This window comes from Bradyrhizobium sp. (assembly GCF_035935975.1).
Lineage (GTDB): Bacteria > Pseudomonadota > Alphaproteobacteria > Rhizobiales > Xanthobacteraceae > Bradyrhizobium.
Genome location: NZ_DASYWN010000045.1, coordinates 1 through 20,954 on the forward strand (window position 1 = coordinate 1; position 20,954 = coordinate 20,954).

The following is a 20,954-nucleotide window of genomic DNA, read 5'->3' on the forward strand; positions in this document are numbered from 1 at the left end:
AACTCCAATCTCGCGTCCATCCGGGACACCTCGTGGAACGGCATCCGACAACCTCCTTACTGAGCTGTCGAAAGTGTCCACGATGTCTCCGAACACCCGTCCACTATCTCCCCGGTCTGAACACCCGCAAGGGGGGAGGGAGCGCAGTGTGCATGAGGCGATGGCTGCGCTGAATCGCGGAAGTGCTACGTCGCGGCCACCGGCTCGGCCAGCACGCACCTTGCCGCCCGGCCCGGGCCGACCTCCACATTGGCAGGCAATTGCTCCAGGCAGCGCGGCTCGGCGAGCTTGCAGCGGGGGGCGAAGGAGCAGTTATGGGGCTTTTCGGCCAGCGAGGGCGGGGTGCCGGGGATGGTCTCCAGCCGCTGGCCGCGCTGGGCCCCGTGGATGGTGGAGGCGAGCAGGCCTTTGGCGTAGGGGTGCACCGGGGTGCGGACGATGTCGCGAAGCGTGCCCTGCTCCACGATCTGGCCGGCATACATCACCGCGACGCGGTCGCAGATCTCGATCGCGACACCGATGTCGTGGGTGACGAAGATGACGGACATGCCGAACTCGCGCTGAAGCTCGCGCAGCAGCAAGAGGATCTGGATCTGCACGGTGGCATCGAGCGCGGTGGTCGGCTCGTCCGCCAGCAGGATTTTTGGACGGCAGGCCAGCGCGAGCGCGATCATCGCGCGCTGGCGCATGCCGCCGGACATCTCGTGCGGATAGGCATCGAGCCGCCGCTTGGCCGAGGGAATACGCACCACCTCGAGCATTTCGAGCGCGCGCGCACGCCCTTCCGCGAAGCTCTTGCCTTCGTGACGCACCACGCTCTCGGCGATCTGCGCGCCGATCGTGTAGACCGGATCGAGCGCGAGCGCGGGCTCCTGAAAGATCATCGAGACGGTCTGGCCGCGGAACGACGACAGCTCTTCGTCGTTCATCGCGAGCACGTCGCGGCCCATGACATTGACCTTGCCGGTGATCTGCGTGCGCTTCTTCGGCAACAGCCGCATCAGCGCGCGCAGGGTCACGCTCTTGCCCGAACCGGACTCGCCGAGCAGGCCCAGCACCTCGCCGTCACCGAGCGAGAGATTGAGATCGTTCACGGCATAGACCGTGCGCTCTCCGGTGAAGCGGATGTTGAGGCCTGAGATCTCGACGAGCTTTGTCATGACGGCAGTTTCGGCAATCGATCGTGATAGTCGGTGACGCGCTGGAAGGCGGCGCCGATGGTAAGCAAAGTCGCTTCATCGAAGGAGCGGCCGATCAGCTGCATGCCGACCGGCAGGCCGCTCCTGGTGAAGCCCGAGGGCACGGTGAGCGACGGCAGGCCCAGGAAATTCACCGGACGGGTGAACAGCGTCAGGCGCTGCACCATGGCCGGCGCATTCGGGCCGCCGCCGACATCGCTCTCCTCGATCGTCGGCGCCGGCACCGGTGAGGCCGGCGCGATGATCGCGTCGACGCCGGCGGTCGCAGCATTGTGCGCGGCAAGCGCGGGACCGCGCCAGCGCATCGCTTCGAGATAAGTGATGGCGGGAACGGCAAGACCGTTCTGCAGCCGCATCAGGACCTGCGGGCCATAATCCTGTGGACGCTCGATCATCCAGCGCTTGTGGAAGGCGGCAGCTTCCGCCGCGAGCACGAGCTGGCTTGCCGAGGACAATTGCCGCTGGTCCGGCAGCTCGACCGTGACGATGTCGGCGCCCTCCCGCTTGAGCACCGCGATGGTCTCGTCCAGCACACGGGCGACTTCGCTGTCGAGATCGTCGACATAGAAGGACGAGGGCACGCCGATCTTCAGGCCCTTCAGCGAGCCCTTGGTGGCGCCGACATAATCGGACAGCGGCTCGTGACTGCAGGTGGAATCCGCGGGGTCCGCGCCGGCCATCAGCGCCAGCAGCAGCGCGCAATCCTCGGCAGTCCGCGCCAGCGGGCCGACCGTGTCGAGCGATTGCGACAGCGGCATCGCGCCGGCGCGGCTGACCCGGCCCACCGTGGTCTTCAATCCCGTGACGCCGCAGAAATGCGCGGGCATGCGGATCGAGCCGCCGGTGTCCGAGCCGAGCGCGGCAAAGGTCAGGCGCGCGGCGACCGCCGAGCCGGAGCCCGAGGACGAGCCGCCGGTGATGTGCGCGACGTTCCAGGGATTGCGCACCGGACCGTAATGGGCGTTGTGCCCGGTCGGGCCGTAAGCGAATTCGGCCAGATGCAGCGTGCCGAGGCGGACCTGGCCGGCATCCTTCAGCCGCTGCAGCGCGGTCGAAGTGACGGTCGGCACGAAATCGCGGCGGATCAGCGAGCCGCAGGTCGAGACCTTGCCGGCATCGTAATACATGTCCTTGTGCGCCAGCGGCACGCCGTGCAGCGGCCCCCGGACGTTACCCTTGGCGAGCTCGGCGTCGGCGGCCTCGGCAGCTTTCAGCGCCGCCTCGGCTTCGATCAACATGAAGGCGTTGAGATGCGGCTGCCATTGCGCGATGCGGTGCAACAGCGCGCGCGTCACCTCATGCGAGGACACCTGCTTCATCGCGATCGCGCGCGCGACCTCGGTAAGCGTCATCAATGCAGGCTCGGTGCTCATTTCGACACCTTCTGCGTCTGCGCGACCGGATAGAGCGCCGGCTCGAGGTCGAACGGCAGCGTGCCGGCGATGGCCTCGAAGCCTTCGAAGGCAGGCCCGATGGAGTTGGAGATGCGCGCCGCGATCTCGTCGTCCACGGGAACGCCCGCGACTTGCGCGATCGGCTTGATCTCTTTCGGAGTCGGTCTTGTCATGCTGTTTCCTCTGCGGGCGCGCGGCTATGGCCTGAACCCGGAATCGCCATATAGCACGCGGCCTCGTGGCCCATCTTATCGAGCGCGGTGAGCTTTGGTGTCGCATTTGCGCAGAGCGGCTCCGCAAACGGACAACGGGTGTGGAAGCGGCAGCCCGAGGGCGGATCGATCGGATTGGGCGGATCGCCCGTGATCGGCGGCTTCTCGGTGCGACGATCCGGATCGGAGGACGGCATCGCAGCCAGTAGCGCGCGCGTATAGGGATGCGCCGGGGTGTCCCAGACCTGATCGACCGGACCGAGCTCGACGACCTCGCCGAGATACATCACCAGCACGCGGTCGGAGATGTAGCGGACGACGTTGAGGTCGTGGCTGATGAAGAGATAGGTCAGCCCGAACTCGCGCTTGAGATCGGCGAGCAGATTGAGCACCTGCGCCTCGACCGATTTGTCGAGCGCGGAGACGGCTTCGTCCAGGATCACCAGACGTGGCGACAGCGCCAGTGCACGCGCGATGTTGACACGCTGGCGCTGGCCGCCCGAGATCTCGTGCGGATAGCGATTGGCGAAATTTTCAGGCCGCAGGCCGACCTTGCCGAGCAGCTCGCGCGCCAGCGCCCGCGCCGTGCCGTCGGCCATGCCGTGGACCTTCGGGCCGAACGCGATCGATTCCTCGATGGTCAGGCGCGGATTGAGCGAGGCGTAGGAATCCTGGAACACCATCTGCATGCCGCGGCGCAGTTCGCGCAGCGACAACGACTGGCCGACGGTCATGCCGTCATAGATGATGTCGCCGGTGTCACGCGGCATCAGGTGCATCAGCAGCCGTGCGGTGGTGGACTTGCCACAACCGGACTCGCCGACGATGCCGACGGTCTCTCCTTTCGCGACGGAGAACGAGACATTGTCGACGGCACGGACGGTTCGCTTCGCGGCGAACAGCCCGCCGCGCACCGGGAAGTGTTTTGTCAGGCCATTGACCTGGAGCAGCGGCTGCGCGACGCCGCCGACGTCCTCGACCTGCTCCAGCATTGCAACAGAGGTGTTGGTCTCGCTCATGGCTAGTTCCTGATGTCCATGGCGCTACGCAGGCCGTCCGAAAGCAGATTGAAGCAGATCGACACTGCAAAGATCATCGCGCCCGGCAGCGCGGCGACCCAGGGATTGACGTAGATCGCGGTGCGCAGGGTGTTCAGCATCAGGCCCCATTCCGGCTCCGGCGGCTTGGTGCCGAGGCCGAGGAAGGAGAGACCGGCGGCCAGGATCATCGAGACCGAGATGAGACTCGTCGCATAGACGAAGATCGCGCCCAGCACGTTGCCGAGAATGTGCACGCGCATGATGGTGAAGGGACCTGCGCCCGAGGCGCGCGCGGCCTCGACGAAATCCATGTTGCGCACGCCGGTGGTGACGCTTTCGGCAACGCGGGTGATCTGCGGCACGAACACGATGGTGAGCGCCACGATGGAGTTGAGGATGCCGGCTCCCAGCGCGCCGGAGATCGCGATCGCGAGCAGCACCGAGGGGAAGGCGTAGAACACGTCCACGGTGCGCATGATCGCGGTGTTGAGCTTGCCGCCGACATAGCCGGCGATGATGCCGAGCGACGTGCCGAAGCAGAAGGCGAGGATCACGGGCAGGATGCCGATGACCAGCGACAGCCGGCCGCCATAGACCAGCCGCGCCAGCATGTCGCGGCCAAGCTCGTCGGTACCGAGCGGATAGCCCACGGTGCCGATGTGGCGGAGGCGGCGGATCATCGAGCCCTTGTAGGGGTCTTCGAGACCGAGCCACGGGGCGAAGATCGCGGAGAGGAAGATCAGCAGCAGCACCAGCGCGCAGGCCATGCTGACCTTGTCACGCCGGATGCGGCGGCCGACGGTCGCCCAATAGCCACGCGCCTTGGTCGCGGGCGCAGCCTGCAGCGCGGCATCGGTGGCGGCGGTCAACGGAAGCTCGCTCATCGGCTAGCCCCGCTTGATGCGCGGATCGATCGCGGCTTGCGCGATGTCGACCAGCAGATTGAGGAAGACGAAGAACAGCGCCAGGACCAGGATCGTGCCCTGCAGCAGCGGCAGGTCGCGCTGGAAGATCGCGGAGTTGAGTAGGAAGCCCGAGCCCGGCCAGGAGAACACGGTCTCGATCAGGATGGAGCCGCCGAGCATATAACCCAACTGGAGCCCCATCACCGCCAGCGCCGTCGGCGCGGCGTTCTTGATGACGTGACGGAACACGCCGCGCTCATGCAGGCCCTTTGCGCGCAATGCCTCGACGAAATCCTGCGAGAGGATATCGCCGGTGAGCGCGCGCACGGTGCGGGTGACGATGCCCATCGGGATCACCGAGGTCGTGATCGCCGGCAGCACCAGATATTTCAAATGCGCCCAGTCCCAGGCCCAGGAGTTGGAGCCGTTCGGTCCGGCGCCGACCGCGGGCAGCCAGTTGAGCTGCACCGAGAAGATGATGACCAGCACCATGCCGAGCCAGTAATGCGGCACCGACACGCCGGCGATGGCGAAGGAGGTCGCGACCTTGTCGATCCAGGTCTCGCGGAAATAGCCGGCGATCAGGCCGAGCAGGATGCCCATGGTGAAGCCGATGATGGCTGCGGCGATCGCGAGCGTGACGGTGTTGCTGACCGCGCGCATGACTTCGGCGAGCACGGGGCGTCCCGTCGCAATGGAATTGCCGAGATCGCCATGCAGCGCGCGCATCAGCCACAGGCCGAACTGCACCGGCAGCGGGCGGTCGAAGCCGTAGGCGGCACGAAGCTGGGCGGCGAGCTCCTGCGAGGCATCCGCCGGGAGCACCGCGACGAGCGGATCGCCCGGTGTGATGTGCACGAGCAGAAAGCACACCAGCGCGACGCTGATGACGATCGGGATGACATAGACGATGCGTCTGGCGGTGTAGGCGAGCACTGATCTTCTTTCTTCCTTCTCCCCTTGTGGGAGAAGGTGGCGCGAAGCGCCGGATGAGGGGTTGTTTCCGCGGGTACAGTCATTTCAATAGGGAGAGGGTCACTCGCGGAGAGAGACCCCTCACCCGGCTTCGCTTTGCGAAGCCACCCTCTCCCACAAGGGGAGAGGGTGCACTGAGTTTGTGGTGCGAATTACTTCATCGACACCAGCGAGAAGTCGATGAACCAGCTCTTCGGCTGCACCACGCCTGTGACCTTCGGGCTCATCGCACGCGGGCCGACGTCGTGGGCGACGTAGAGGAAGGCGGCATCATCGACGGAGGCCGCGTGCAGCTCGGCGAGCGCGGCGTCACGCGCGGCGGGATCGAAGGTCTGGCGCGCCTTCTTCACCAGCTCGTCGAACTTGGGATTGTTGATGAAGCCCCAATTGTTCGAGACCGGCGGCGCCATGCCCGACTGCAGGAAGCGCACCAGCGCGAAATACGGGTCCATCGCCGCATAGGTGACGTTGATAGCGTTGGAGCCGCGGGCCGACGGATCGCTGGCGCCCTTGCGCCAGTTGGCACTGAACAGCGTGTTCCACTCGATGACGTCGAGTTGCACATCGAAATAGCACTCGGCCAGCGCCTGCTGCAGATACTCGTTCATCGGCAGCGGCAGCATCTGGCCGGAGCCGGACGTCGAGGTCTGGACCTTGACCGTCAGCTTCTTGGCCGGACCAAAGCCTGCTTCCTGCATCAGCTTCTGCGCGGCGGGCTTGTCATACTTGATCTCGAAGGTCGGCTTTCCGCGCCAGGGATGGCCGGGCTCGAACGTGCCGGTCGCGGGCACCATCAGGCCGCCGAGCAATCCGTCCTTGAGGCCTTCGCGATCGATGCAGAGATTTGCAGCCTTGCGCACACGGATGTCGTTCCAGGGCGAGCCTTCGATGCGTGAGAACTGCCACGGCCAGACATGCGGCTGCTCGTTGGCGTAGAGCTTGAAGCCGCGCTGCTTCAGCTCGGGCAGCGCATCGGGCGCCGGCGCCTCGACCCAGTCGACCTGCCCGGAGAGCAGCGCCGCGGTGCGCGCGTTCGCCTCCGGCATCGGCAAGAGCACCATCTTGTCGACCTTGGGCACGCGATCTTTGTTCCAGTAGCTCGCGTTCTTGACCAGCTCGAGCCGCTCGCGCGGCGTGAAGCCCACCATCTTCCACGGGCCGGTGCCCGCGGCGTCCTTGGCGAACGCGGTCCATGCGGCCTGCGACTTCGCCTTGGCGTCGGCGCCTTCGGCCTTGTCGTAGAAGGCCTGCCACTTCGCCGGGCTCGCCATGAACAAATTGGTGAGGTTGATCGGCAGGAAGCTGTCGGGCTCCTTGGTGGTGAGTTCGACGGTCATGTCGTCGATCTTCTTCGCCGAGACCAGCGTCGGCATGCGCGAGGCCGTGACGCCGACCTGGCTGGCGTCGAACTGCGGCGCATCCTGCTTCAGCACCTTGTCGACGTTCCATACCACGGCATCGGCGTTGAACGGCGAGCCGTCATGGAAGGTGACGCCGGGGCGCAACTTGAAAGTCCATTTGGTCTTGTCGGCATCGTCGACCTTCCACTCGGTGGCAAGGCCGGGGATCACCACGCTGGCCTTGTCGGCGGAGGACAGGTCCCAGCCGGTGAGCGCGTCGTACATGGTGAGGCCGGTGAAGCGATTGCCTTCGAAGCCCTGATCGGGCTGGCCGAGCGTGCGCGGAATATCGGCAGCCGTCATGCCGATGCGCAGTACAGTCTCTGCGCTCGCGACGCGCGGCCAGGCCGCCGCAGTCGTCAGGGCCAGCGCAGCAACCAGCGCCGCGCGTGTCGTCATCTTCATAAGCATCGCCTCAGTCCTTTTCCGGCTTTCGATGATTAATTTTGATGCAATCGTATGCAATGGCTATGCCAAGGAGAAACTTATTCTGCAAATTGCTCCTGCGACGACAAGTCCTTGTGATCAAATCGAGGCGAAGCAGCAGCTTTGCCTATTCTGGCATCAAGCTTGCAAGTTTGGCCCCGATTTCTGCTTGAGTTTTCCTGGGAGCTTTGGGCCATGCGTATCCGACTAACGACCTGTCTCGCCGTGCTTGCGCTGGCGGTTTCCGCAATCTCGGCGCGCGCCGAAACGGTGGTGCGCTATGGCATCTCGATGGCGGATATCCCGCTGACGACCGGCCAGCCCGATCGCGGTGCCGGCGCCTATCAGTTCACGGCCTACACGATCTACGATCCCCTGGTGGCGTGGGAGATGGACGTCGCCGACCGGCCGGGCAAGCTGGTGCCGGGCCTCGCCACCGAATGGAAGGTGGATGACAACGACAAGACCAAGTGGCGCTTCACTCTGCGCAAAGGCGTGAAGTTTCACGACGGCAGCGACTTCAACGCCGACGCGGTGATCTGGAATCTGGACAAGGTGCTCAACGACAAGGCGCCGCAATTCGACAAGCGGCAGAGCGCGCAGGTGAAGACCCGCCTCCCCTCCGTCGCGAGCTACGCCAAGATCGACGACTTCACGGTGGAGATCACCACCAAGGCGGTCGACTCGTTCTTCCCCTATCAGATGCTGTGGTTCCTGGTGTCGAGCCCGGCGCAATATGAAAAGCTCGGCAAGGATTGGGACAAGTTCGCGAGCCAGCCGTCCGGCACCGGCCCCTTCAAGCTGACCAAGCTGGTGCCGCGCGAGCTCGCCGAGCTCACCAAGAACCCTGACTATTGGAACAAGAAGCGCATTCCCAAGGCCGACAAGATCGTGCTGGTGCCGATGCCGGAAGCGCTGACGCGCACCAATGCGCTGCTCGCCGGCCAGGTCGATCTGATCGAGACGCCGGCGCCGGACGCCGTTCCGCAGCTCAAGGCCGCCGGCATGAAGATCGTCGACAACGTCACGCCGCATGTCTGGAACTATCATCTCAGCGTGCTGCCGGGCTCGCCCTGGACCGACATCCGCCTGCGCAAGGCGCTCAATCTCGCGATCAACCGCGACGAAGTCGTCGGCCTGATGAATGGCCTCGCCAAGCCCGCCAAGGGCCAGGTCGACCCGTCGAGCCCGTGGTTCGGCAAGCCGACCTTCGACATCAAATATGATCTCGCCGCCGCCAAGAAGCTGGTCGAGGAAGCCGGCTACTCCAAGGCCAAGCCGCTGAAGACCACCTTCATCATCGCGCAGGGCGGCACCGGCCAGATGCTGTCGCTGCCGATGAACGAATTCCTGCAGCAGAGCTTCAAGGAGATCGGCATCGACATCGACTTCAAGGTGGTCGAGCTCGAGACGCTCTACGCGCATTGGCGCAAGGGCGCGGCCGACGAGATGAACGCCGGCATCACCTCGAACAACATCGCCTATGTCACGTCGGATCCGCTCTACGCCATCGTGCGCTTCTTCGCCTCCGACCAGATCGCACCGGTCGGCGTCAACTGGGGCGGCTACAAGAACCCGAAGGTCGACGCTCTGATCAACGAGGCCAAGCAGACGTTCGATACCGCCAAGCAGGACGATCTGATCGCGCAGGCGCATGCGCTGATCGTCGACGACGCCGTGCTGGTCTGGGTCGTCCACGACACCAACCCGCATGCACTGTCGCCGAAGGTGAAGCAGTTCGTTCAGGCGCAGCACTGGTTCCAGGACCTGACGACGATCGGGATGGAGTGAAGGCGCGCGGCGGCAAACACCGCCGCCGCAGGGTGGGCAAAGCGCAAGCGTGCCCACCACCAGCCGCCAACGGAGAAAGATCGTGGGCACGGCGCTAACGCGCCTTTGCCCACCCTACGGGAGCTTCGTCGTATCGCTGCTCCCTACTTCCCCCAGCGCAGCGCCAGTGCATCGCGCTCCTTCGCCAGTTCCAGCAATCCCGCCCGCGTTGCCGGGTGCAGCGGCTGGAGCGGGTGGCGCACGGCTTCCGACTTGATCACGCCGCCGGCCTGCATCATCGCCTTGCAGGCGATCAGGCCGCATTGGCGGTTCTCGTAATTGATCAGCGGCAGCCAGCGCTCATAGGCGGCCTTCGCCTCCTCGCGCTTGCCGGCGAAATAGGGGTCGATGATCTGGCGGATGCCGTCGGGATAGCCGCCGCCGGTCATCGCGCCGGTGGCGCCGGCATCGAGATCGGCGAGCAGCGTGATCGCCTCCTCGCCATCCCACGGTCCCTCGATCGCGGCACCGCCCGCCTCGATCAGACCGCGCAGCTTCGACGCCGCGCCCGGCACCTCGATCTTGAAATAGCGGATGTTGGCGAAGTCGCGCGCCAGCCGCGCCGGCAGCTCGACCGACAGCGGCGTGCCCGCCACCGGCGCATCCTGGATCATGACCGGAATGTTGATCGCGCCGGAGAGCACCTTGAAGAACTCGACGATGCCTTTCTCGGGCACGCGGAAGGTCGCGCCGTGATAGGGCGGCATCACCATCACCATCGCCGCACCGGCGGCCTCCGCCTGCTTGCTGCGCGCCGCGCACACGGCCGAGCTGAAATGCGTGGTGGTGACGATGACCGGAACCCGGCCCGCGACATGCTCCAGCACCGCATGCATCACAGTTTCCCGCTCGGCATCGGTGAGCACGAACTGCTCGGAGAAATTGGCGAGGATGCAGAGGCCGTGCGAGCCGGCGTCGATCATGAAATCGATGCAGCGGCGCTGGCCCTCGAGATCGAGCTCGCCGCGCTCGTCGAAGATGGTGGGTGCGACCGGGAACACCCCGCGATAGGGGCGCTGGGCCTTGTGTGGGGTGACCGGCATCGAACTCTCCATCCCTGATGTGTCTTACGTCTGTTGCCGCTTGGCGCGGCGGCACAGATGTAGCCGCCGCGCGGACCGGCGGCAATGCCCGCGCGACGTGGGATGAAGGAACAGAGCGACGTTACGCGGTCTTCACCGCGCCGAGGAAGCCTTCGACCGCGACACGGAGACGATCGGCATCCGCCGACATCTTCTTCACGGAATCCGACAGCACCGTGCCGGCGTTGCCGGTTTCCTGGTTGAGCTTGGCGACGCTGCCGATGGTGTCGGTGACCTCGCGGGTGCCTTGGGCTGCCTGCTGGAAGTTGCGCGAGATCTCGGTGGTGGCCGCGCGCTGCTGCTCCACGGCCGCCGCGATCGCCGTCATCTTCTCGTCGATGCCGCTGATGGCGCCGCCGATGGAGCGGATCGCGGTCACGGCCTGACCGGTCGCGCCCTGGATCTCCTCGACCTGGCGGGAGATTTCCTCCGTCGCCGTTGCGGTCTGCGCCGCCAGACTCTTGACCTCGCCGGCGACCACGGCAAAGCCGCGGCCGGCCTCGCCCGCGCGCGCGGCCTCGATGGTGGCGTTGAGCGCGAGCAGATTGGTCTGGCCGGCGATGGCGTGGATCATCTTCACGACTTCGCTGATGCGGCTTGCGGTCTGGTCGAGGATCTCGACGGTGGCGTTGGTCTGCTCGGCCTGCGCCACGGCCTCGCGCGCTTCGCGTGCGCTCGACTGCACCTGCGCGGAGATCTCGCCGACCGAGGCCGAGAGCTCTTCCGTCGCGGCCGCGATGGTCTCGAGATTATTGGTGGCCTGCTCGGCGGCGGAGGAGACCGCCGCGGTCTGACTGCTCGATTCCGAGACCAGCGTACGCACGTCGGTCGCGGTGGCATCGAGCTCCTTCGCCGACGCTGCGACGCTGTGGATCACCGCCTGCACGGTGTCGTCAAAGCTGCGGCAGGCCTCATCCACGGTGCCGGAGCGGGCGAGTTGCAGCGCCTGCTGCGATTCGCGCTCCTGACCGAGACGCTCGGCGGTCGCCGCGCTCTCGCGCAGGCTTTCAAGCGCGGCGGCCATGGTGCCGAACTCGTCGGGATAGCGGGATTGCGGCACCGGCGTCGCATAGTCGCGGGCGCTGATCCGCGCGATCGCATCCAGGATGGCGCGCACCGGACGCATCAGGCGGTTACGCACCACGTACACGCCGGCCAGCGTCACGGCGAGCGCGATCAGGAAGGCGAGCGACTGCACCACGAGGTTGGTGAGCGCCTTGGTCTGAACGGTCTCGGCCCGCGCGATCGACTGGTCGAGCGCCTTGGTCGCGACCCCGACGATGAGCGGGAACGGCGACTGGCACAGCGTATTCCATTCGGACGCCGGCATCGCGGGCTTGCCGCTGCCGTCAAAATTCTTGGTGAGATCGCCGATCTGCTTCAGGACGCCATCGGTCTTGGCCTGCGCGTCCTTGGCCGCGGTCACCAGTTCGGCGCTCACGTCAGGCGCTGCGAGCAGTTCGCCCATGCCGGCCCAACCGGAGGCGATGGTGCCGTCCCATTGCGCCAATGACCGCTTCTGCGCGTCGTCGAGCTGCTTGCTGCTGTTGACGTTCGAGCGCAGCATCGAGCAATGGATGCCGTAGCGGTCGCGCACCTGCCAGGCGAAGCGGCGGACCTGGATCATGCGGGCGATGTAGGGATCGTTCATCCAGGCGCGGTTCGACACCGCTGTCGAGGCGAGGTTCGCCGTGTCGATCACCTTGGTGACGGCATCGTACCAGGGGTTGGTGCGCTCGATCTTGCGCTCGGCGCGCGGACGCTTGGCTTCGTCGTAGAACAGCTGGAATTGCGGTGCGGCCTCGCCCCAGCGCTGCTTCATCGTGCCGGCGAGCTCATCGCGGCGGGCGAATTCGATGGTGGCAAGCGCGGCGCTGATCCCGTCATAGCCGGCCTGCTCGGCCTTCTCGGCATCGGCGAGCTTTGCCTTGGGGTCGTCCTCGCCGAGGATGGCGCTCTGCGCATCGCCGCGATTGTTGCGCAACGACAGCACGCCCTGGAAGATCGCCTTGTCGGCGGCGGCTAACCGCGCGGTCTCGAGACTGTCGCTGTAGCGGCCGAAGGCCCCGAACATCTGGATCGCCGTCGAGGCGAGCGCACCGACCGCCAACAGGGCCATCAGCGTCAGGAGCAGCGAGCTTACCGATTTCTTAAACATTGCCATGAGTCACAAGGGGCCTACTTCCGGGAGAGGCCACCTTGCACTGCGACATGCCAATGTTTCGTTAAGGTTTTAGTCGAATTGCTGCGTTTGCCTGCGCGCTTTACGCGACCTTGGTGAAATCGGGCGGACGGCGCTCCGCAAAAGCCGTAAAGGCCTCGCGCGCCTCGGCGGTGCGCAGGCGCTGGGCAAACTGCTCGCCCTCGGCCTGCATCTGCGCGACCAGCGCCTCGCCGTTGCGCATCAGCTTCTTGGTCGCGGTGAGCGCGCCGGCCGGCTGGCGCGCGAGCCGCTGCGCCAGCGCGAGCGCCTCGGCATCGAGCTTGTCGAGCGGCACCACGCGGTTGGCGAGGCCCCAATCCAGCGCGGACTTCGCCGGCACGGTCTCGCCGAGCGCGAACATTTCGTAGGCGCGGGCATGGCCGATGCGCGCCGGCATCAGCAGGCTGGAGGCGGCCTCCGGCACCAGCGCGAGGCTGACGAAGGGCGTCGACAATTGCGTATTGTCGGCGAGCACGACGAGGTCGCAATGCAGCAGCATCGTAGTGCCGACGCCGACGGCGCGGCCCTGCACGGCGGCGACCAGCGGCCGGGTGCAGCGCGCCAGCGACTGGATGAAGCGGATCACGTTGCGGCTGCCTTCCGACTTGCCGCTCGCCACGGCCGCGAACTCGCCGACGTCATTGCCGGCGGTGAACATGTCGCCTTCGCCGCGGATCAGGATCACGCGGGCGGACGGATCGAACTCGGCCGATTCGATGGCGTCGGCCAACTTGCCATACATCGCATCCGTCAGCGCATTCTTCTTGTCGGGACGCGCCAGCGTGAGGGTGAGAATTCCGTTGTTGTTCTCGACGCGCACATGCTCGGTCATTTCTCTCTCCTTATTGTTCGTCTGAAGCTCTTGTGGGGTCCCTTGGAAACTTGTCCTGAATGCTCGTCAGCCAGCGCGCGACGATGTCGATCTCCGCGCTGGTAAATCCTTCCGTCAGCGCCGCGTTGACCGCGGCAGCATCTGTCTTTGCCTGCGCCAGCACTGTACGCCCCTTCGGCGTCAGCCAGACGCGCGAGGCGCGGCCGTCCTCGCGATCGGCACGCCGCTCGACCAGCCTCGCCGCGGCACTGCGATCGACCAGGCCGGAGATGCCGGCCGGGCCCATGTCCAGCGCCGCACCCGCCTCGCCCATCAGGACGCCGTCCTGCTTGCCGAGGATGAACAGCAGCCCGGCCTGCGCCGGCGTCACCTCGTTCTCGCGCTGCGCCGCCATCCAGCGCTGCAACCGGCGCTGCGCGACATTCAGCAGATAGATCAGCCGGTGGTGCCTCACCGCGGCGTCTTTATTTCGCATGCGAAGTATCTAGCCGAGACCGGCCGGCTTGTCAAAACGGCGCCGCTAGGTCGATTTGACGCGGCAGCCGTCGAGGAACAACGCCGCGCAGGTCTGCACCCGGCGTTCGATCTGCTTGCGTGACGGCAGCGGCATGCCCCCATAGATCGCCGCGCGCTGCGGCGCCGAGGCGACCATGCCGATCAACATGCCGGCGACTTCATCGGCATCGTCGATCGCGATGCGCTTGCGCTTCACTTGAAGGCGCAGCCAGCCGGCCAGCGCCTTCACGGTGCGGGCAATGCCGTTGTTGTAGAAGTTTGCAGCGAGTTCGGGAAAGGTCGCGGATTGCTGCAGCACCATGCGCTGCAACGCCACGACCTCCGGGTCGAGCGCGAGATCGGCGCAAGCCAGCAGCGCGGCGCGCAGTCCCGTGTCGATATCGACATCGTCGCTGGCCTGCAGATCGACCGCGGACAGCAGGCGCTCCAGCCTGTCCGCACACATCGCCTCGAACAACGCGGCCTTGCCGGGAAACAGACGATACAGGGTCTTGGTCGAGATGCCGGCGCCGCGCGCGAGCTCTTCCGTGCTGGTCGCGGCATAGCCTTCGGCGGCGAAGGTGTGCCGTGCGGCTTCGAGGACCATCCGCTTCGTCTCCTCGTCGCTGCGCACCGGCGGCCGTCCGCGGGGGCGAACTTCGCTATCCGATTTTGCCTGGGCCATGCCTTTGTCAGCCATGTCTTGATCAGCCATGCCTTTAAATGATGCCTGTCATTCCATTGACAATTCCAAAGCTAGTCTCATTTTGGAAATCGTCAAGTTTCCTAATTCAGGGGAGCCGGCCATGACCGTGCACACCAACCCATCCGCAGCCGCCGAGACCGCCCTTCCCGCCTCCGCATTGGAGGGCGTCTTGCCCGCCACGCCGACCCGCGCCGTCAGGCAAAAGCTCAATCTCCGCAAGCTGTTGCTGATGGGAGCGGCGGCCGTCGCGCTGGCCGGCGCAAGCTGGTACGGCTACGACTACTGGACCGTCGGCCAGTACCTCGTCTCCACCGATGACGCCTATGTGAAGGCCGACAACACCACCATCGCGCCGAAGGTCAGCGGCTATCTCAACGGCGTTCAGGTCGCCGATAACGAGCATGTGAAGGCCGGCCAGATCCTCGCCAGGATCGACGACCGCGACTTCCGTGTCGCGCTCGACCAGGCCCGCGCGGATGTCGCCGCCGCAAATGCGACGGTGACGAGCAAGGAAGCCCAGCTCGACGTTCAGGAAGCGGTCATCACGGCGGCAAAGGCGACCATCGACGTCGACAATGCGGCGAAGGTCTTCGCCAAGCAGGAAAACAAGCGCTACACCGACCTTGCCGCGACCGGCTACGGCAGCGTGCAGAACGCACAGCAGGCGCAGGCGCGCGACGCCGGTGCGGACGCAACGATCGCGCGAGACAACGCCAACCTGATCTCCGCCCAGAAGCAGGTCGATCTTCTCAAGGCCGAGATCGTGCAGGCCAAGGCTGCCGCCGCGCGCGCCGCCGCGATCCAGCAGCAGGCCGAGCTCAATCTCGGCTACACCACGATCGTCTCGCCGATCGACGGCGTCGTCGGTAACCGTTCCTTGCGCGTCGGCCAGTTCGTGCAGGCAGGCACGCAACTGATGTCGATCGTGCCCGCCGAGGGCGCTTATGTCGTCGCCAATTTCAAGGAGACGCAGTTGACGCATGTCGCGCCGGGCCAGACGGTGGACATCGAGGTCGACATGTTCCCGGGCCAGGTCGTCCACGGCCGGGTCGATTCGATCGCGCCGGCCAGCGGCCAGGAATTCGCGCTGCTGCCGCCCGACAACGCCACCGGCAATTTCACCAAGGTGGTGCAGCGCATCCCCGTCAAGATCGTGCTCGACGGCAAGCATGGAGCCGCGATCGCGCTGCGGCCCGGCATGTCGGTGATCCCGACGATTGCAACACGTTCGGCCGCGCCGACCGCCAATGCGGACGCCGCAGCAAAGGCCAAGCTCGTTTCCGGAGGGTCGTGCCATGTCAAACAGCCTCTCACTTTCGACGCAAGCCACACCGGCCGCGACGTCTGATCGCCCGATCGCCGATCCCAACCGCGCGAGCGCCGCGACCTGGATTGCCGTGCTCGCCGCCATGATCGGCTCGTTCATGGCGATCCTGAACATCCAGATCACCAATGCCTCGCTCGCCAACATCGAGGGCGGCATCGGCACCGGCGCCGACAACGGCTCGTGGATCTCGACGTCCTATCTGATCGGCGAGATCATCGTGATCCCGCTGACCGACTACCTCAGCCGCGTGTTCTCGTTCCGCCACTACATGCTGGCGAGCGCGACGCTGTTCGCGGCGTTCTCGGTCGCCTGCGCCTTTACTCACGACCTGCCGTCGATGATCGCGATGCGCGGCCTGCAGGGCTTTGCCGGCGGCGTGCTGATCCCGATGGCGTTCACGCTTGTTTTGACCAAGCTGCCGAAGCCGCAGCAGCCCGTCGGGCTCGCAATCTTCGCGCTGTCCGTGACGTTCGCCCCTGCGATCGGTCCGACCATCGGCGGCTATCTCACCGAGAACTACGGCTGGCGCACCATCTTCTTCGTCAACGTGATCCCGACCGCCGTGATGGTGGCCGCGCTCTACATGACGCTGGAGCGGCAGAAGATGCAGCTCGGCCTTTTGAAAGACGGCGACTGGGCCGGCATCGTCACCATGGCGATCGGGCTGTCGGCGCTGCAGGCCGTGCTCGAGGAAGGTAACAAGGACGATTGGTTCTCCTCGCCCTTCATCGTCAAGCTCGCGATCATCGCGGCCGTCAGCCTCACCTTGTTCGTCACGATCGAGCTCACCATCGAAAAGCCGCTGATCCGGCTGCGCCTGCTGACGCAGCGCAATTTCGGCTTCGGCACCATCGCGATGACCATGGTCGGCTTCGCGCTGTTCGGCTCGGTTTATATCCTGCCGGCCTATCTCGGCCAGGCGCAGGGCTACAATGCCGAGCAGATCGGCAACGTGCTGGCCTGGACCGGGCTGCCGCAGCTCGTGCTGATCCCGCTGATCCCGAAGCTGATGCAGCGCTTCGACACGCGTTACATCGCCGTCACCGGCCTTCTGATCTTCGCCTATAGCTGCTTCATGAACACGGCGATGTCGCCGGACTATGCCGGCGACCAGCTCTGGATCCCGAACATCGTGCGCGCCGTGGGCCAGGCCATGGTGCTGACGCCGCTGACCTCGGTGCTGACGGGCGGCATCGCGCCGCAGGATGCGGCCGCGGCCTCCGGCATCAGCAACATGTTCCGCAACCTCGGCGGCGCGATCGGCACGGCGACGCTCGCCACCATCATCACCAAGCGCGAGCAGTTCCACTCCAACATCATCGGCCAGTCGGTCACGCTCGGCCGCGAGGAAGTCCGCACCCGCATCGCGCAGATGACGGACTACTTCATGGCCCATGGCGTGCCGGACCCCCACGCCGCGCGCGAGCAGGCCATCATCGCGCTCGGCAAGACGGTGAAGCGCCAGGCGCTGGTGATGGGCTATTCCGACGCCTTCGCCGTGATCGGCGCGGTGCTGGTGCTCGCCGCGATCGCGGTACTGCTGACGCGACGGGTGAAGGCTGCGGGCGGGGGCGGCGCGCATTAGCGGCTCGACCATTGATTGCGATTTATCGGGTGAGCGGGACTCTCCGCGAGGACGGTGACAGTTGGACTCGAGGAGATTCCCCCTCACTCGGAATTCAAGCGTTGCTTGAATTCCGACCTCTCCCCGCAAGCGGGGCGAGGTAAGAAGTCACGGCGCGCAGGTAAAGCTCGCGGCCTCCATCGCCGGGCCGCTCTTATACTGCGGCCAGGCCGGCCAGCGGCATAGCGGCAGCGCGCGCAACACCGCAAATGACGGCGCCTCGACCTTCTGCTCGCTGACCTCCAGGTCGCCGGGCGCCTTGCCCTTCTCGACCCAGTCGACCAGCACGCTCAGCATGTCGACATTGGCCGGCGCGCCGGAGCCGACATGGTCGACGCCGGGCGCGGTGTAGAGCCGCGCAAACTCCACGGTCTCGGCCTTGCCGAGCTTGCGCTCGACGCTCTCGAAATAGCGGATGCCGGCATAGGGGCTCTGCGCATAATCCGCCATGTGCTCGAGCATGATCAGCCGGCCGCCGCGGGCGCGAAAACGGCTGAGATCGGGATCGGTCGAATCCATGAGATTGGAGACCTCGAGCAGCCGCGCCTTGTGGTCCTCCACCTTGTAGGTGGCGACGTCGAGCTTGGGATCGCGTGCGAACACATGTTGAATGCCGCCGGCGCCGTAGATCCAGGCGATGCCGTTGTTGGGCGCAGGCGGCTGCGCGGGCGGCGCGGTGCCGAGCCACCACGCAACCCAGCCGCCGGTCGGCCCGATCGCCGGCGTGTCCTCGCCCGAGATGCCCCAGCCCGGATAATCGTCGAGGCCGTTGGCGAGCTCGAACGGAAATTTGTAGGTCCCGTGCAGCGTGCTCACGGCCTTGATCTGCGGCTCGGTGAGACATTGATCGCCGCCCTGGCCCGCCGCGCAGCGCAGCGTTTCGACCTTGAACGCGGCCTTGCAGGCGACGGGATCCCTCACCAGCGCAGCGCCGGAGCCGTCGGCCTTGTCGCAGGCCGCCCGCACCGCATCGGCGACCAGCTTGACCTGCGTCGGGTTGATCCAGCCCTCGCCCATGGTCGCTAGCCCCGAGCGCGTGCCGGCATGCTGCAGGCCGACCCAGTTGATGACGGGGACGCGGGCGAAGATGCCGTCGAAATCGTCGGGATAGCGCTGGGCCATGGTGAGGCCTTCGCGGCCGCCTTCGGACGAACCCATGAAGTACAGCCTCTCCGGCTTCTTGCCGTAGGCGCGCTCCATCAGCGCAACGGCGGCGTCACGCACCTTCTTGTAGGCGCGATGGGCAAAATTCTCGAACGCTTCGTCGTTTGCCGCGAACAGTTGCGGCGGTTCGCCAGGCTTGGACTCGTGGCCGGAGTCGGTGCCGTAGGTGACGAAGCCGCGTGCCAGCGGCGAGGGCTTGTCGAAGGGATAGGCCGGCGGCAACCCGAGGCCCGTGATCAGCACGCCATTGAAACCACCGCCGCCATATTGCAGCGAGCGGCCATTCCACTCGACGGGCAGATTGACCTGGAATTTGATCGGCGGCGCCTTGGGATCGACAGGATCGATGTGGCCGAGCACCTTGCAGAAAGCGGGATTGGCCGGCGTGATGCGGCCCGACGGCGTCGGCCCGCGCTCGGCGACCGCGATCTGCGATGGCGTCTGCAGCGTTGCGGAATCGATCTTGACGGCATCGGCCCCGCCGACGAGGCCCTTGCAGACGGTGTCCGCATCTTCCGCCATTGTTGCCGCCGAGGCGGCGGTTGCGCCCAGCGCCGCCGCCGTTCCCACCAGCCATGCGCACAGCTTCGCCCTCGATAGCGTCATCGTTTCCACCCGGTTTTCTCTGTTTTGCGTCCGACAGCTGGCTGCATTCAACGCAACCTTCGTGCCTGCGTCAATCGCTTCAGAACGAGCCCAGCGCGCTACCCAGTGCGATCACGACCACCAGCGCCAGCAGCGACGACACGATGCCCACCATCACGATGTCGAAATAGCTGTCGCGATGCGTCAGGCCGCAGATCGCAAGCAGGCTCACGACGGCGCCGTTGTGGGGCAGGATATCCAGCGTGCCGGAGCCGATCACCGCGACGCGGTGCATCAGCGAAAGGTCGATGCCGGTGCGCGCGGCGAGCTCGACATAGGTCTGGCCGAGCGCATCGAGCGCGATGGTCAGGCCGCCCGATGCGGAGCCGGTCAACGCGGCCAGGATGTTGGTCGCCACCGCGAGCGACACCAGCGGGCCGCCTTCGATCGCGAGCACCCAATCGCGCACGATCGTGAATGCCGGCAGCGCGGCGACGACTGCGCCAAAGCCGACGAGACTGGCGACGCTGAACGCAGGCAGCACCGACGCATTGGCGCCGGCATCCATGGTCTGGCGTAGCGCAGGCAGCCTGCTCCAGTTCAGCACGATGGTCGTAAGAATCGCGGCAGCCAGCGCAACCGCGACTGACCACACACCCGCAACCGCGGCGAGCGACGTGCCGCCAAAGCGCTGCTCGGCGAGATAGGAGACATCGAGGCGCGGCAGCACGCCAAGCGACATCACGAGATTGACCGCGACGACGACGACCAGCGGCACGATGGCGCTCACGACCGGCGAGGGGGCGCTGCTGCGATGGCCGTGCTTCATCTCCGCCGGATCGAATTCGCGTGCCGTGGTCGCGCGCTCCCGCACGAGCTCGTCGGACGCCGCGCGATCGGTCGCATCCTCGACGTCGTCGCCATAACCCTCCCCGGCGCGCCGAGCCCTGGCCTCGGCGCGACGCAGCCACCACAATCCCGTGCCGAGCATGACGAGGGAAGCGATGATGCCGAGGCCCGGCGCGGCAAAGGGCGTCGTGCCGAAGAACGGCATCGGGATCGCATTCTGGATCGAGGGCGTGCCGGGCAAGGCCGACATGGTGAAGGTCGAGGTGCCCAGAACGACCGCGGCCGGAATCAGCCGCCGCGGTATCGCGGCCGCGCGAAACAGCGAGCGGGCCATCGGCACGATGACGAAGAACGCGACGAACAGGCTGACGCCTCCATATGTCACCACCGCACCGGCCAGCACGACTGCCAGCACCACGCGCCGCTCACCCAGCCGTTTTGCCATGAAGCCCGCAACGGACGTGACCGCGCCACTGTCGTCCATCAGCTTGCCGAAGACGGCACCGAGCAGGAAGATCGGGAAGAACTGCGCCACGAAGCCGCCCGCGCTTGCCATGAAGACCTGCGTGAGGTTCGCCAGCAGCGGCTCGCCGCCGAACAGCGCTGCCACCAGCGCGGCGAACGGCGCCAGCAGCAAGACGCTCCAGCCGCGAAATGCGAACAGCACCAGCAGCCCGAGCCCGACGAGAAGGCCGAGAAGCCCCAT

The 20,954-nt window shown here is 66.0% G+C and carries 17 protein-coding genes; 3 read left to right on the forward strand and 14 right to left on the reverse strand.

Annotation, left to right across the window (positions count from 1 at the left end; genetic code table 11):
- Positions 1 to 185: 185 nt before the first annotated feature.
- The 7 genes from VGR99_RS27500 to VGR99_RS27530 all read right to left on the reverse strand — a co-directional run bounded on the left by VGR99_RS27500 (position 186) and on the right by VGR99_RS27530 (position 7,536).
- On the reverse strand, positions 186 to 1,160 hold the full coding sequence (locus VGR99_RS27500; RefSeq protein WP_326902990.1) for an ABC transporter ATP-binding protein: 975 nt from the start codon (positions 1,158 to 1,160) through the stop codon (positions 186 to 188).
- Positions 1,157 to 2,572: an amidase gene (locus VGR99_RS27505; RefSeq protein WP_326902992.1), complete on the reverse strand. Its 1,416-nt coding sequence runs from the start codon at positions 2,570 to 2,572 to the stop codon at positions 1,157 to 1,159. Before VGR99_RS27505 ends, VGR99_RS27500 begins: the two co-directional genes overlap by 4 nt.
- Positions 2,569 to 2,766, reverse strand: a complete 198-nt coding sequence (locus tag VGR99_RS27510; protein WP_326902993.1) for a hypothetical protein — start codon at positions 2,764 to 2,766, stop codon at positions 2,569 to 2,571. The genes VGR99_RS27505 and VGR99_RS27510 overlap by 4 nt, the downstream gene beginning before the upstream one ends.
- A complete protein-coding gene (locus tag VGR99_RS27515) occupies positions 2,763 to 3,824 on the reverse strand; it encodes an oligopeptide/dipeptide ABC transporter ATP-binding protein (protein ID WP_326902994.1) in 1,062 nt (353 codons plus the stop codon). The genes VGR99_RS27510 and VGR99_RS27515 overlap by 4 nt, the downstream gene beginning before the upstream one ends.
- Positions 3,825 to 3,826: 2 nt before the next feature.
- Entirely contained in the window at positions 3,827 to 4,729 is a 903-nt protein-coding gene (locus VGR99_RS27520; RefSeq protein WP_326902995.1) for an ABC transporter permease, read from the reverse strand.
- 3 nt (positions 4,730 to 4,732) lie between these two features.
- Positions 4,733 to 5,686, reverse strand: coding sequence for an ABC transporter permease (locus VGR99_RS27525; RefSeq protein WP_326902996.1), 954 nt, complete (start codon positions 5,684 to 5,686; stop codon positions 4,733 to 4,735).
- Between the two features lie 191 nt (positions 5,687 to 5,877).
- Positions 5,878 to 7,536 (reverse strand): ABC transporter substrate-binding protein, encoded by a 1,659-nt coding sequence (locus tag VGR99_RS27530; protein ID WP_326902998.1) that lies wholly within the window; start codon positions 7,534 to 7,536, stop codon positions 5,878 to 5,880.
- Positions 7,537 to 7,746: 210 nt separating this feature from the next.
- Between VGR99_RS27530 and VGR99_RS27535 the strand changes: the two genes are divergently transcribed.
- Positions 7,747 to 9,342, forward strand: coding sequence for an ABC transporter substrate-binding protein (locus VGR99_RS27535; protein ID WP_326903000.1), 1,596 nt, complete (start codon positions 7,747 to 7,749; stop codon positions 9,340 to 9,342).
- A gap of 143 nt (positions 9,343 to 9,485) precedes the next feature.
- Here the strand turns inward: VGR99_RS27535 and VGR99_RS27540 are convergent, their stop codons facing one another.
- From VGR99_RS27540 to VGR99_RS27560, 5 genes are all read right to left on the reverse strand, one after another.
- Positions 9,486 to 10,424: a dihydrodipicolinate synthase family protein gene (locus VGR99_RS27540; RefSeq protein ID WP_326903001.1), complete on the reverse strand. Its 939-nt coding sequence runs from the start codon at positions 10,422 to 10,424 to the stop codon at positions 9,486 to 9,488.
- 121 nt (positions 10,425 to 10,545) lie between these two features.
- Positions 10,546 to 12,627, reverse strand: a complete 2,082-nt coding sequence (locus VGR99_RS27545) for a methyl-accepting chemotaxis protein (RefSeq protein WP_326903003.1) — start codon at positions 12,625 to 12,627, stop codon at positions 10,546 to 10,548.
- A 100-nt stretch (positions 12,628 to 12,727) separates the two neighbouring features.
- Positions 12,728 to 13,498: an enoyl-CoA hydratase gene (locus VGR99_RS27550; RefSeq protein WP_326903004.1), complete on the reverse strand. Its 771-nt coding sequence runs from the start codon at positions 13,496 to 13,498 to the stop codon at positions 12,728 to 12,730.
- A 10-nt stretch (positions 13,499 to 13,508) separates the two neighbouring features.
- Entirely contained in the window at positions 13,509 to 13,973 is a 465-nt protein-coding gene (locus tag VGR99_RS27555) for a MarR family winged helix-turn-helix transcriptional regulator (protein WP_326903005.1), read from the reverse strand.
- A 45-nt stretch (positions 13,974 to 14,018) separates the two neighbouring features.
- Complete coding sequence (locus VGR99_RS27560; RefSeq protein ID WP_326903007.1) at positions 14,019 to 14,693, reverse strand: TetR/AcrR family transcriptional regulator; 675 nt, start codon at positions 14,691 to 14,693, stop codon at positions 14,019 to 14,021.
- Between the two features lie 106 nt (positions 14,694 to 14,799).
- Between VGR99_RS27560 and VGR99_RS27565 the strand changes: the two genes are divergently transcribed.
- Together VGR99_RS27565 and VGR99_RS27570 are read left to right on the forward strand one after the other, a co-directional pair.
- Positions 14,800 to 16,047, forward strand: coding sequence for an HlyD family secretion protein (locus tag VGR99_RS27565; RefSeq protein WP_326903008.1), 1,248 nt, complete (start codon positions 14,800 to 14,802; stop codon positions 16,045 to 16,047).
- Positions 15,995 to 17,611: a DHA2 family efflux MFS transporter permease subunit gene (locus tag VGR99_RS27570; protein ID WP_326903009.1), complete on the forward strand. Its 1,617-nt coding sequence runs from the start codon at positions 15,995 to 15,997 to the stop codon at positions 17,609 to 17,611. Before VGR99_RS27565 ends, VGR99_RS27570 begins: the two co-directional genes overlap by 53 nt.
- 147 nt (positions 17,612 to 17,758) lie before the next feature.
- Here the strand turns inward: VGR99_RS27570 and VGR99_RS27575 are convergent, their stop codons facing one another.
- Together VGR99_RS27575 and VGR99_RS27580 are read right to left on the reverse strand one after the other, a co-directional pair.
- Entirely contained in the window at positions 17,759 to 19,420 is a 1,662-nt protein-coding gene (locus tag VGR99_RS27575) for a tannase/feruloyl esterase family alpha/beta hydrolase (RefSeq protein ID WP_326903010.1), read from the reverse strand.
- 79 nt (positions 19,421 to 19,499) lie between these two features.
- Entirely contained in the window at positions 19,500 to 20,954 is a 1,455-nt protein-coding gene (locus VGR99_RS27580) for a GntP family permease (RefSeq protein WP_326903011.1), read from the reverse strand.